Genomic DNA, 12,624 nt, shown 5'->3' with positions numbered 1-12,624 from the left:
CCTTCGGTCAGCCCTGCTTCCTGGTGATACGTACACCACGGGCAGCGGGTTCACAAGGCTTTTCCGACACTGTCCGCCGGTGCAGACACGGTAACCAGTACGGCACCCGGCGGGCGTAGGCGTCGAAGGACGCACCGTACACCCGGCGGAAGCGGGCTTCCTTGAACGACGGCGCGACCAGGCAGTACGCCGTGAGCGTCAGGGCGACGCCCAGCTGGTCGGGCGTCCAGGTCGGAACTGTCCACAGAGTCAGCGTGAATGCCAGGTAGATCGGTTGGCGGGTGAGCCGAAACAAGCCCATTGTGGGCATCGGCGGAAACACCGGAGCCCGCCCGCGTAGCAGCGCGACCCAACCCAGGCTGCCGGTCTGCAGCGACAGCCCGGCGTCGACCATTGCCTTGAACAGCAGCAGCCAAGAGCCGCCGTAGGCGACCAGCAGGATCGCCGCCGCGACGCCGTCGGCACGCCACCAGATCATCCCGGAAGGCGTCCACAGCGCGAAGAGCGTGAACACCTGCAGCGCAGCGACCGTCACGAACGTGGTGGGCGCCAGCGTGGCGCCGGTGCCGGGCGGTGCCAACCGGGTCAGCGCCAGCCGGCCTGGACGGGTGAGCAGAAGCGAGTGGGCGATCGGGAACTGCAGCAGCAGAACGACATTGGCGATCCAGCTCCACGGCGCCGGCAGGACGCCCAGTGACCGGCTCATCCCGAAGTACATCGCGACCATCATCGCGGCGACGCCGAGGACGAACGACGTATGGCAGGCAACGCCGTAGAGCACCGCCACGACGGCGCGGCCGCCGGGCTTCGGGCCGGGCCGGGTGGCTGACGACGATGATGACGATCCCCGCACGCAACCTCCGGTGACTCCCCTACCGACAACGTAACGTGGCGCCATGAGTCTTCGCCGGCATTTGCCGCTGTTGCGATGGTCGTTGGTACGCACCGGCATCGGCATCCGCAACTTCAACCGCACCGGCCAGGTCGGGGACGGCCGGGAGGCCGCGGCAGCCGACTACGTCGAGGCCAATGCCCGCCGCGGCGACATCGACGACGTGCTGGCAGCGTTGGATACCTACGCCTACGCGAAGTCATTCCTGGTCAACATCGGCGACGAGAAGGGCAGGCTGCTCGACGCCGCGGTGCGCCGCGCGAATCCGCGGCTGGCGGTGGAACTGGGTACCTACTGTGGATACGGCGCGCTGCGCATCGCCGGGGCCGCGCCCACGACCCGGGTGTTCTCGATCGAACTGGCGCAGGCCAATGCCGAAGTGGCAAGGCGGATTTGGGCCTATGCCGGGGTCGGCGACCGGGTCACGTGCGTCGTCGGCACGATCGGCGACGGGGGCCACACCCTCGATGTGATGCGCGACGAGTATGGAATCACCTCGGGCACAGTCGATCTGTTGTTCATCGACCACGACAAGAATGCCTACCTGGCCGACCTGCTCAGCATCCTCGACCGCGGCTGGCTGCATCCGGGCTCGGTGGTCGTGGCCGACAACGTCGGCTTCCCCGGCTCGCCGAAGTACCGGGCGTACATGCGCGTACAGCAGGGGAAGTCCTGGCAGACGGTGGAGCACCGCGCCCACATGGAATACCAGACGCTGGTTCCCGACTTGGTGCTCGAATCGCAGTACCTGGGCTGAGGTCTGCGGGTCAGGCGGCATCCTGGTGGGGCCGGGCGCTGGACCCGGTGCCCTTCCCGGCTCCGTCGCTGCCGCTTCCGGTGCTCGTCGCACCCGCGGCGCCGGACCGGTCGGACACCGCCCGCAGCGCTCCGCCGCGGCGGCTGGCGGCCGCGGCCTTGGCCGGCCCGGTCTTGTTGCCGTCGGAGAGATCGGTGGCGCCGTTGGCCGCAGTGGCCGGGGCGTCGTCCGTCTGCGCCGCATCGATCTCGGTCCGGGTCTGCACCGCGACAGTGCCTCCACCGGCGGCATCTGTACCGGCGGCCGGGACGGACTTCTCGGTCCGGCCCTTGACCGCGGCGCCCGGCGGGGCGGGCAGCGCAGCGCCGATCGCCTGCGCGATGTCGGTGACGGTGTCCCGCGCGAAGGTGACGGTCGCGGTGGCAATGTCGACCACCCCGGCGCGGATCGAGTCCACCACGGCCTTCAGGTCACCACTGCGCAGAGCCTGGGTGACGTCGAAGAAGCTGTCCTGCGGGGCCACCACGAGATTGCGAAAGTTCACGAACAGCTCGGTCACCAGCGACGGGTTCGGATCGATCGCGATGCCGTCCCAGCTCACCAAGGTCCAGCCGTCCTCGGGGTTGCCCGTGACGACCACGACGGCGGTGTTGCCCAGCGGGTGGGTGAGCACCAGCAGCGGATCCGGGTTGTCGACGTTCATCATCGTCCAGGCCATGATCGTGGCAGCGTGCGAGAAGATCACCGGCTTGACGTCGCCATTGGCGATGACGTCGTCGATGGCGCCGTCGACCCGGGCGTCGAACGAGGTGCCGACCTCCCCCAACGGGATGGGCAGGCTGCGCAGGCCGAATGTCCAGGCCGCGGGGATCAGGAAGTAGCCCAGACGCCCCAGACCGCTGTCGATGGGCGATCCCTCGAAGATGCCTGCGCTGATCTCGCGGAAGCCGCCCTCCTGGATCGGGGTCAACCCAGTCAGCGTGGCCAACGGCGCGGCGGTTTCGTGGGTCCGGATCATGTCGGAGACGTAGATGCTGTCGTAGCCACCGTCTTTGAGCTGCTGGGCGACGGCGAGGGCCTGCTCCTCGCCGAGGGCGGTCAGGTGGGGTCCGGGCACCGTGGTGTCGATACCGGCGCCGGCGACGTTGCCGGTGGACTCACCATGGCGCACCCAGGTGAGCGTGATGACATCGGCGGCCCAAGCCGGCAGCGCCGCCCCGAGCAGCAGTCCGACGGCGGCGACGACCGTGGCCAGAACTTTCATGACGTGGCGCGGCATCGACGCGCCACCCCGGCAACCCTGCATCCCGACTCCCCTTTCGATGTGCGCGTGGTCACAGTACATAAAGCGAAATCTGTCTACAGAGCTTTCGTCCCGGTGTCGGGTCACTAACGATCTCGTTGAGAGTGCGCCCGTATGGTCGCACCGAGCCCGGTCTCGTGGTGTTGTGGATGAGATGTCCCCTCTTGCGATCCGCGCCGTCGGCGTTGCGGCGGCCGCGGCATCTTCGGCTCTGTTGTTCACCGCGCTGCCACACGCCGGCGCCGCACCCGCGTCGGACTCCCAGGGCTACGTCGACTCGACGGCGCGGTGCACCACCCCGGATACGGCCGTGTTGTTCGGCAGCACGGACACCTCACGGGTGGCGATCTGCAAGACCTCCGCCGGCGGCTATCAGTACCGCGGGGTGCGGGTCCGCGACGGCGCCAAGCTGGTGCTGACCGCCACCAGCAACGGCAGCGGTTCCTACCAGGCGGTCAACGACGGCATCACCTACGCGGTGAGCTCGGCGTCGCTGGTGATCAGCTCCGGCGGCAGCACGGTCCGCACGGAGGCATGGGTGGATTTCCACGGCCAGCAGGCGTCTTCGGCCTCCACCACGACGAGCGGGACCCCGACATCCACACCCACCTCGACGACACCGACCTCCACCACACCGCTGCCGCCACCGCTGCCCGCCGAAGTGGGCGGCAGCACCCGATAAGTGCGCGCAGCGGCGCCGCTCACCCGGCCGGTTGCCGCAGGACTGCGACGACCTCGCGCAGCGGATCCGACGTGGTCGCGATCCCGCCCAGGTAGGGGTGGGACAGTTCGAGGATAAGGAACAGGTTGGCGGCCACTATCAGTCCCACGATCGCAACCATCGGGTAGTGCATAGCGGGCTTCTCGACGCCGTAGATGACGACGGTGCCCACCACCATCGCACTCGTCAGGAAGATGACGGCCCACAACGGCCACGGCGGCCCGGCGTCCTCGCGAGCGGTCAACAGCCGCACGGTGCGCGCCTGGCTGATCTTGTCGAGGTTGGAGTACGACGCGCTCAGCACCGACTTCTGAATGTCGGTGGTGGCGTCGGCCTGGTCGTAGGCCACCGACAGCCGGTCCAGCGCCGCGTCGACCCCCGGCAAGCGCGCTCCGTCACCGACCCACTCGGCGATGGCGCCCAGCTCGTAGTCGAGCAGGGCCTGACGGATACGGTCGGCGTCACCCTTGCCGAAAGCAGTTGCAGTCCTGGCTATTTCAACTGCCGCAGCACCCTCGGCGCGGGCGTTCGCGTCGGCGGTGTTGATCTGACTCCACATCGAGGAGACGACGAATCCGATGAAGAAGGCGTAGATGAATCCGATGAACCCGTAGGTGAACTTGGTGACGTCATTGTGCTCGTCGCGAGTGAGCGCGGAAAAGCGGCGCCGAACGTGCCGCACGACCAGCATCGCCCCGCCCGAGACCAGCACGATCAGGCCCACCAGAAGAAGACCCGGAGGAATGTGGGCTACCAGCCACCCGCTCATCGCGATCCCCAACCCAACTCGACTGTAGGCGGCGTCGGGATCGACCCGCGCGGGTTCAGCGTAACCGCGCCGTGTTCGTCGATCGGCGGACACCGGCGGGGCGTCGGCCACAGTTGACGCATCGACCCGGCAGCGCCCAAACGGCCCGGGAACCGAGGGAGAAGACCATGCCCGGGAACAACACCACCGAGACCGCCGGACGCCTCACGGTGACCAGCCCCACCGGCCGATCCGCCACCGCGCTCTGTTTCCGAGTTCGGTAAGAGACCATGGCGCTCGACGGCCGACTTGCCGAGGCGTTGACCTTCGACGCGGCGATGTCCTCGACCGACTCGTCAAGGATCGGGTTGCCGACAGCGCCGTCCAGGCCGAGCAGCTGTTCACCGAAGCCAGGCGGTACCTCGTCCTGCGCGAGGCGAGCCCGAGCTTCGCGTTCGGAGATGCACTCGTCGATGGCGGACCAGGCCTGGCACGCTTTCATTCTGTTCACCGGCCTACGGCCAACCGCTAGATCGACGGCTACCTCCATCACGTCCCGGTGGATGCCCAGGGAGAAAGCCCTGCGCCATCCCGAAAATCCTTCTCGTTCAGCGACTTTCAGCAGCGGTATGAGCAGTTGTTCGGCGAGTCGCTGCCCGATGTCTGGTACGACGAGACCAGCGCGATCCCGGCTCGCCGGGTGGTCAATGAGACAGCGGCGTTGAGCCTCACCACCGACGGTGACACCGGCGAGGCGGTGTTGTCGATCAGCGAGTTAGGCTGCGCGGCAAGGGAATTCATCGTCGACACGTCTGACTTCTACGTGCGCGAGCTGCCCGTCGGGCTCACCGACGAGGAGAAGGTCGACGTCGAGTCGAGGCACTTGCGGACGTCACGAGCAAGTCCTGATCGGGATGTCAACTAGGCTGACGGTACGGTACCGGACCGGACTGCACAACATCTCGCTCATGGCAACCCCCCGTGACGCTAGGGATAGGCGTTGACGGCACACGAGGGCGTTGAGTGCCCGAGGCCAGGGATCAGGCCGCCCGGCTCGAATCGCCCCGTCACACGATCGTCCGTGGCAATTACCCTGCGCAACAGGTTGATTGCGTCGATCAGCTGCTGGCGAGCCGAAGTCACCTGGTCCGCCGGCCAGCAACAGCGGCTATACAGCGTTTTCCCAAGATAGCTGGTCTTCGGTCACCGGGTCGTCGCACCCCGGGGAGGTGTAGCGTCGGCCATGGTTGAGAACCTCAGCCGGTCTGGGATGGGGTTGACTGCCGGCCACTGTGCTGTGGTCGGCGGCCGCTCACACCAGACCCTACGGTGAACCGAACCACTGGGGATGCACCATGAACAGACTGCCGTTCGGTCCACCGGTGCAGCGAACCCTCCGGTGCGGCCGCGGATGCGAACTGACGCGATGACACCCGATACGCCCCGCCCTACTCAGCATCGCCAGGCCGGCGATGCGGGGTCAGCCACCGATCTGAAGTCGGCGCCGCTCGCCGATGTCAAAGAACAGCTCGATTACTCCCCCGACGGGCTGAGCGCGGCCGACGCCGCGAAGCGGCTGCACCAGTACGGGCCCAACGAGATAGCCGAACACAAGACGAACCCGCTGCTGAAGTTCCTGAGCTACTTCTGGGGTCCGATCCCGTGGATGATCGAGATCGCCGTGATCTTGTCCGGCGCGGTCGGACATTGGCCGGATTTCTTCATCATCCTGGTGCTGCTCGTGGCCAACGGCGCGGTTGGATACACCGAGGAACGCCAGGCCGGCAACGCTATTGACGCACTCAAGGCCAAGCTGGCGATCAACGCCCGCGTCATCCGCGACGGCGCGTGGACGACCTCCCCGTCGCGCGAGCTGGTACCCGGCGATGTCATCCGGTTGCGGCTCGGCGACATCGTCCCCGCCGACGCCCGGCTGCTGGACGGCGACGAGATCGAGGTCGACCAGTCCGCTCTGACCGGGGAATCGCTGCCCGCCACCTGCACGACCGGCGACGCGGTGTTTTCCGGATCGATCGTCCGACAGGGTGAGATCGACGCCCTGGTCTACGCCACCGGATCCGGCACCTACTTCGGTAAGACCGCCGAACTGGTCCAGGACGCACACACCGTGAGCCACTTCCAACGGGCCGTGCTCAAGATCGGCAACTCCCTGATCATCTTGGCCGTCGTGCTCGTCGCGGTGATCTTCGTGGCTTCGCTCGTGCGCGGCAACGCGATCCTGACCACCCTGCAGTTCGCATTGGTACTGACCGTGGCCGCAATCCCGGTGGCGATGCCGACCGTGCTTTCGGTGACGATGGCCGTCGGCGCGCGCCTGCTGGCCAAGAAACAGGCCATCGTCAGCCGGCTGGTGGCCATCGAGGAACTCGCCGGCGTCGACGTGCTGTGCGCGGACAAAACCGGGACCCTGACCCAGAACTCCTTGACGTTGGGCACTCCGTTCGCCGTCGAGGGCGTCACGCCCGCGACGGTGGTGCTCGACGGCGCGTTGGCCTCCCGCACCGACAATGACGACCCGATCGACCGGGCGGTACTCGGTGGCCTCGACGACGCATCAGTTCTGAAGGCTTACACGGTCACGCATTTCGCACCGTTCGACCCGGTCCACAAACGGACCGAGGCCACCGTCACCACCGCGAATGGGACCACCTTCCGGGTCACCAAAGGTGCCCCACAAGTCATTCTGGCGCTGGCCGCCAACGCTGCGCAGGTCATGCCGACGGTCGAGGCCGCCGTCGACGACTTCGCCGCCCACGGCTTCCGGTCCCTGGGAGTGGCCCGCGCTGAAGGTGACGGCGACTGGCGATTCGTCGGCGTGCTGCCGTTGTTCGACCCGCCACGCGAAGACGCCGCAGCCACCATTGCGACCGCCGGGGAGATGGGCGTCGCCGTCAAGATGGTGACCGGTGATGCGCTGGCCATCGCCAGGGAGACCGCCGCCAAGGTCGGTTTGGGCACCGACATCCTCGACGCCAAAGGCCTGGGCGAGGTCAACAAGGACGAATCGGCGGCGGTGGCCACCTCCATTGAGCGGGCCGATGGATTCGCCCAAGTCTTTCCCGAGCACAAGTACCACATCGTCGATGTCCTGCAGAAGCTCGGCCATATCGTCGGGATGACCGGCGACGGCGTCAACGATGCCCCCGCACTGAAGAAAGCCGACTGCGGCATCGCGGTCTCCGGGGCCACCGACGCCGCCCGCGCGGCCGCCGACATCGTGCTGCTGACCCCGGGGCTGTCGGTGATCATCGACGCGGTCAAGGAGAGCCGCAAGATCTTCCAACGGATGACCAGCTACGCGATCTATCGCATCGCCGAAACCCTGCGTGTACTGCTGTTCATGACGCTGGCCATCCTCGTCTTCAACTTCTATCCGCTGACCGCGATCATGATCGTGATGCTCGCGCTGCTCAACGACGGCGCCATCCTGTCGATCGCCTACGACAAGGTCCACTACCGCAACGCACCCGAAGCCTGGAACATGCGCCTGGTGCTGGGGATCGCGACCGTGCTGGGTGTGCTTGGACCGATCGCCTCGTTCGGCCTTTTCTATCTGGGTGACCGCGTCTTGGACCTCGGCCACCCGCGCGTGCAGACCCTGATGTACCTCATGCTGTCCGTAGCCGGACACCTGACGATCTTCCTGACCCGGACCCGTGGGCCGTTCTGGTCGATCCGCCCGTCCCGCATCCTGCTGATCGCGGTCCTCGGCACTCAGGCCGTCGCCACCCTGATCGCCGTCTACGGGGTGTTCATGACGCCGCTCGGCTGGAAGTGGGCGGCGGTGGTGTGGGGGTATGCACTGGTGTGGTTCCTCATCAGCGACCGTGCGAAACTCCTCGCCTACCGGATCCTCGACCCGGTGAAACCCAGGCGGGTGGAGGCCGACGGACGCACGGCGGTCGGTCGAGTGTGATCGACACAGGAAGGCCCGTCCGAACACCGAGTGGACCAGGAGGCGATGGTGTCGGTGCAGTGGAAGACGTTGGCCGAGGCCACCCGGGTCGCGCCCGGATCGAAAGTGGACCTGGCAAGAGACTTCGATCCCGGCCGACACGACGAGCAGCTGGGGAAGGACGCCGGCACTGCGGCCCTCGCCGAGGCCGAGGCGGCGCTCCTGGATCTGCAGGACCGCTTCTTGGCGCAGGCCGACCGGTCGCTGCTGATCGTTCTTCAAGGCATCGACGCGGCGGGCAAAGACGGCACCATCAAGCACGTCATGCGGGGTCTCAATCCCGAGGGGGTCGATGTGCACAGCTTCAAGGCGCCCTCGGCGGCCGAGCGGGCCCATGACTACCTGTGGCGCCACCAGACCGCGCTGCCCGAACTGGGGCGTATCGCGGTGTTCAACCGGTCCCACTACGAGAACGTGCTCGTCACCCGCGTGCACCCGGAGTTGTTGTGGCCGCGTACCGCCGTCCTCGACTCAGGCGACATCTGGCAGCGGCGCTACCGCGACATCAACGACTGGGAGCGCTACCTCGCCGACAACGGGACGATCATCGTCAAGGTGTTCCTCAACCTGTCCAAGGATGAGCAAAAGCGCAGATTCCTGGCGCGCATCGACGAGCCCGAGAAGAACTGGAAGTTCTCCGCCGACGACCTGCGGGAGCGCCGCTTCTGGGCCGACTATCAGCGGGCCTTCGCCGACATGCTCAGCCACACCAGCACCGACTGGGCACCCTGGCATGTGATTCCCGCAGACCACAAATGGTTCAGTCACTTGTCGACGTCGGCAGTGCTGCTGAATACGCTTCGGGGGCTCGATCCGCACTACCCACAGGTCGACGCCGCCACCAAAGCCGAACTGGCGCAGGCGAAAACGGAACTACTCGCAACCGAGGCCGCGCCGGCGACACAGCCCACGGCCCTCGGCTAGTCCGCTGAGCGGAAATACGGCTCCACGGTGCCGGTGAGCTTGATGACCATGGGATTTCCGCGGCGGTCCTTGGCGGTGGGAACCTCCACACGCACCCAGCCTTCGGCCACGTTGTATTCATGGACGTTGATTTTCTCGGCGCCGTTGAAGCGGATACCCACATCGCGGGTGAGCGCCTCTTCGTTGTAGAAGGGGCTGCGCGGATCGATGGACAGGTGATTCGGAGGAACGTCGGAGGTCTGATTCTCGGTCATGATGGCTTTCGTTCGTTCACTGCTGGGTGAGGTCCTTGGGTCTGATCCTCCCGAACCTACGCGACGCTGCTCCTCCCGAGGACGGTGGCACCACGAGCAGGTACGTGGCTGCTCCAGGCCCCCGCCGACCCATTAGCAGGACTCGCGGTGTCGGTCACGACTGGCCGGTCCGGTAAACCACTGGCGCCGCCGAAGACCCGGCGACTAACGTGCTCCACCGTGACACCGGACGCCGTCGCCTTCAGTGAGCTATGGGTTGCGGCATGGAATGCGCACGACATCGAGTCGGTCCTTCTCCATTTTCACGACGACGTGGTGTTCACCTCACCCGTGGCCGCCAAGCTCCTGCCGCACACGAGGGGAATCATCAGCGGCAAGGCCGCGCTGCGCGACTACTGGACCAGGGCCCTGCAGCAGATCGCGGATCTTCACTTCGAGATCGAAGGCGTCTACCGCGGAATCGACACCATCGTCATCGCCTATCGCAACCAAGCCGGTGGCCAGGTCAACGAAGTGCTGCGATTCGCCGAGGGCCTGGTGGTCGAAGGGCACGGAACATATCTCGTTCTGCCCTGAAGTAGTCGAACTTGAGTGGAGCTACCGGCTAAGTACGCCAGACATGCTGTTGTAGATCGCATTCCGACCTACTGCCCCATTCTCAAACAGCCGTGCGACCGGTCTGCGCAGTCGGCGCGAACGCTACCGAGAACTTGCGAGAAAACAGAACCAAATGACTGCCGGCGCAAGCGGTACCGATAGCAGACCGATGAGCATTCCGCGGCCGGCTTGTGCCGCCAGGCCGGAACGCCTGGCAAGGAACACCGCAAGAATCAGGTCGACGACGATGAGCGGTACGAAGTAGACGTACAGCAAGAAATACGGGAACGACGTCCACGCCGCGAGTGTGCCGACCAGGACATTGACGGTCGCTGCAGCGAAGCCGATCGCGCCGTGACGCGGCACCGACTGATCCGTCGTGATCTGAACCACCTCCCGGGTTACGAGTACAGCACGAAGGCGACGACGATCCCCGCAACCGAAAGAACCGCCGCGGAGCCGGCCAAGCTGAGACCGACACCGCGAATCCGTGGCGACGACCAGCTACAGAGCAGCCCAGAGAGCAACATCGATATCAATGCGGTGATCAGCACCCCGGCCAAGAACCAGGTGCGGGATGATCCAGCAGCATGATCTGTTCGTCGCAACACCCACAAGACTAGGGCGAGGGCTCCCGTCACGAATTCCATCGTGAACGGTGCGGCCCACGTTGCCGCGCCCCAAACACGCCCGCCGCCGACCTGAAGCCGTGAATTCACCCTCATGTTCTGGAGCGCCTTTCGGAGATCAGGACCGCACCACAGTCGTCGTCGGCAGGGGCGGAACCGACGGCGGGCTGGTCGGCAGACCGAAGTCAGTTGACGGCAACGGAACCCGCACGTCGTATTTTGGATTCCATCCGCCGGTGTCGAACGGCTCAAATGCTCGTCCGCCGCTACCGACATCATGGTGGAAGGGCAGATTCGCAAGTGGACCCCAAGACCTGCCGGAGTCCGCCGGGTCTATCAGCACGGTGTGCGTCCTGCCGTCGGGCAAATCCTGATAGACCTCCAGCGACGGATAATCCCCGCGAGTGCCGTCGATATGTACTCCATCGATGCCGGGAGTGAATACGAGGTCGCCGTTGACGGTCCATGAGTGATCCGTCAATGGCCCGGGCGGTGCTTGCGCGACCGGCGGCGCGAACGGGTTGGCAGCGCTGTACTGGATACGCAGTGCGCCATCGGGGGTTTGTGTCACCGAGCCACTCGGGGCTTGAACCTTAACCGGGGCTGATGAACGGATCTGTGACATCTGAAATCGCTTGACGAGCTGTCAGGCTGGAAGGATGTCGTTGTGCCTAAGCCCTACCCCGAGGAGTTCCGCCGTGACGTGGTGCGGGTGGCGCGCGAGCGTGGCCCTGGGGTGTCTGTGGAGCAGGTCGCTCGCGATTTCGGGATTCACCAGACCACGCTGAATTCGTGGCTTCGTATGGCTGATGCCGATGAAGGCCCGAAGTCGGTCGCAGCCCCGGATGTGCTGCGAGAGAACCGAGAGCTCAAGCGGCGCAATCGCCTGCTAGAGCAAGAGAACGAGGTCTTGCGCAAGGCGGCGGCCTATCTGGCGCGAGGATCGCTACCGGGAAAAGGCTCTACCCGCTCGTGAAGGAGCTGGCCGCAGCCGGTGCCCCGATCCGGGTGCCGGTGGCGGTCTCGTGTCGGGTCTTGAAGCTTCACCGCCAGCACTATTACGCCTGGCTGTCGTGTCCAGTCACCGACGCCGAGTACGACGAGGCGCATTTGGCGAATGCGATCTTCGACGCCCACCGCGAGGATCCTGAGTTCGGTTACCGGCTGTTGTTCGATCAGGTCCGCGCCGCCGGCCACAACGTCAGTGAACGTACGGTGTGGAAGATCTGCTCGATCAACCAATGGTGGTGTGCGTTCGGCAAGAGACGTCGCGGCCGCAAGGGCTTACCTGGCGCCCCGGCGCACGAGGATCTGGTGCGTCGCAAGTTCACTGCGCTGGGACCAAATCGGTTGTGGCTCAGTGATATCACCGAGCACCCGACCGCTGAGGGCAAGGTCTACATGTGTGCGGTCAAGGACGTGTGGTCCAACCGAATTGTCGGATACTCCATCGCTGAGCGGATGACCTCACAATTGGCCGTTGACGCGATCGAGTCCGCCGTAGCCCGCCGCGGCGGCACAGTCGCTGGTTGCACGTTGCACACCGACAGGGGCGGCCAATTTCGTTCCCGAAAACTCCAGCGGTCGCTACGGCGCCATCAGATGCTCGGCTCCATGGGACAGGTCGGCTCCGCCGGGGACAACGCCGCCATGGAAAGCTTCTTCTCTCTGCTGCAACGCAACGTCCTCGACCGCCAACGCTGGCCCACCCGCGATGACCTCCGCATCGCGATCGTCACGTGGATAGAACGCACCTACCACCGCCGTCGAAGGCAAGCCCGCTTGGGCCGATTGACCCCCATCGAATTCGAAGCCATCATGAC

The 12,624-nt window shown here is 65.8% G+C and carries 14 protein-coding genes; 7 read left to right on the top strand and 7 right to left on the bottom strand.

From position 1 onward, the window contains the following. Window positions 1-7: 7 nt before the first annotated feature. Window positions 8-853, bottom strand: a complete 846-nt coding sequence (locus ACXDF8_RS23050; RefSeq protein ID WP_457225596.1) for a methyltransferase family protein — start codon at window positions 851-853, stop codon at window positions 8-10. A gap of 43 nt (window positions 854-896) precedes the next feature. On the opposite strand from ACXDF8_RS23050, the gene ACXDF8_RS23045 reads away from it, so the two are divergent. Continuing rightward, window positions 897-1,649, top strand: a complete 753-nt coding sequence (locus tag ACXDF8_RS23045) for an O-methyltransferase (RefSeq protein ID WP_457225595.1) — start codon at window positions 897-899, stop codon at window positions 1,647-1,649. 10 nt (window positions 1,650-1,659) lie between these two features. On the opposite strand, the gene ACXDF8_RS23040 is transcribed toward ACXDF8_RS23045, so the two are convergent. Further along, a complete protein-coding gene (locus ACXDF8_RS23040) occupies window positions 1,660-2,928 on the bottom strand; it encodes a histidine phosphatase family protein (protein ID WP_457225594.1) in 1,269 nt (422 codons plus the stop codon). Window positions 2,929-3,106: 178 nt separating this feature from the next. Between ACXDF8_RS23040 and ACXDF8_RS23035 the strand changes: the two genes are divergently transcribed. Further along, the gene (locus tag ACXDF8_RS23035; protein ID WP_457225593.1) at window positions 3,107-3,634 is read left to right on the top strand and encodes a hypothetical protein; all 528 of its coding nucleotides are present in this window, start codon (window positions 3,107-3,109) and stop codon (window positions 3,632-3,634) included. A 19-nt stretch (window positions 3,635-3,653) separates the two neighbouring features. Here the strand turns inward: ACXDF8_RS23035 and ACXDF8_RS23030 are convergent, their stop codons facing one another. Both ACXDF8_RS23030 and ACXDF8_RS23025 read right to left on the bottom strand, forming a co-directional pair. Further along, window positions 3,654-4,442: a bestrophin-like domain gene (locus ACXDF8_RS23030; protein WP_457225592.1), complete on the bottom strand. Its 789-nt coding sequence runs from the start codon at window positions 4,440-4,442 to the stop codon at window positions 3,654-3,656. A gap of 55 nt (window positions 4,443-4,497) precedes the next feature. After that, a complete protein-coding gene (locus ACXDF8_RS23025; protein ID WP_457225591.1) occupies window positions 4,498-4,923 on the bottom strand; it encodes a hypothetical protein in 426 nt (141 codons plus the stop codon). Window positions 4,924-4,980: 57 nt separating this feature from the next. Between ACXDF8_RS23025 and ACXDF8_RS23020 the strand changes: the two genes are divergently transcribed. The 3 genes from ACXDF8_RS23020 to ACXDF8_RS23010 all read left to right on the top strand — a co-directional run bounded on the left by ACXDF8_RS23020 (window position 4,981) and on the right by ACXDF8_RS23010 (window position 9,321). After that, entirely contained in the window at window positions 4,981-5,346 is a 366-nt protein-coding gene (locus ACXDF8_RS23020; RefSeq protein WP_457225590.1) for a hypothetical protein, read from the top strand. A gap of 501 nt (window positions 5,347-5,847) precedes the next feature. Beyond that, window positions 5,848-8,358, top strand: a complete 2,511-nt coding sequence (locus ACXDF8_RS23015; protein WP_457225589.1) for a plasma-membrane proton-efflux P-type ATPase — start codon at window positions 5,848-5,850, stop codon at window positions 8,356-8,358. A gap of 30 nt (window positions 8,359-8,388) precedes the next feature. Next, the gene (locus ACXDF8_RS23010) at window positions 8,389-9,321 is read left to right on the top strand and encodes a polyphosphate kinase 2 family protein (RefSeq protein WP_457225588.1); all 933 of its coding nucleotides are present in this window, start codon (window positions 8,389-8,391) and stop codon (window positions 9,319-9,321) included. On the opposite strand, the gene ACXDF8_RS23005 is transcribed toward ACXDF8_RS23010, so the two are convergent. Continuing rightward, window positions 9,318-9,575, bottom strand: a complete 258-nt coding sequence (locus ACXDF8_RS23005) for a DUF3297 family protein (protein ID WP_457225587.1) — start codon at window positions 9,573-9,575, stop codon at window positions 9,318-9,320. The genes ACXDF8_RS23010 and ACXDF8_RS23005 overlap by 4 nt on opposite strands. 219 nt (window positions 9,576-9,794) lie before the next feature. Here ACXDF8_RS23005 and ACXDF8_RS23000 point away from each other — a divergent pair, with 219 nt between their 5' ends. Next, window positions 9,795-10,151 (top strand): nuclear transport factor 2 family protein, encoded by a 357-nt coding sequence (locus ACXDF8_RS23000; protein ID WP_457225586.1) that lies wholly within the window; start codon window positions 9,795-9,797, stop codon window positions 10,149-10,151. A gap of 123 nt (window positions 10,152-10,274) precedes the next feature. Here ACXDF8_RS23000 and ACXDF8_RS22995 read toward each other — a convergent pair whose 3' ends face one another. Together ACXDF8_RS22995 and ACXDF8_RS22990 are read right to left on the bottom strand one after the other, a co-directional pair. Continuing rightward, a complete protein-coding gene (locus ACXDF8_RS22995) occupies window positions 10,275-10,538 on the bottom strand; it encodes a hypothetical protein (protein WP_457225585.1) in 264 nt (87 codons plus the stop codon). A 381-nt stretch (window positions 10,539-10,919) separates the two neighbouring features. After that, entirely contained in the window at window positions 10,920-11,372 is a 453-nt protein-coding gene (locus ACXDF8_RS22990; RefSeq protein WP_457225584.1) for a hypothetical protein, read from the bottom strand. Between the two features lie 96 nt (window positions 11,373-11,468). Between ACXDF8_RS22990 and ACXDF8_RS22985 the strand changes: the two genes are divergently transcribed. Continuing rightward, a protein-coding gene (locus ACXDF8_RS22985) for an IS3 family transposase (RefSeq protein WP_457223387.1) occupies window positions 11,469-12,624 on the top strand; the annotation gives its coding sequence in 2 pieces (ribosomal slippage) (window positions 11,469-11,753 and window positions 11,756-12,624; 1,154 coding nt annotated over the 2 pieces). This gene is flagged as partial in the annotation.

The sequence above is a fragment of the Mycolicibacterium sp. CBM1 genome, from assembly GCF_054073305.1.
Note: the sequence above shows the minus strand (reverse complement) of the source record. Positions and strands in the feature narration are given on the sequence as shown.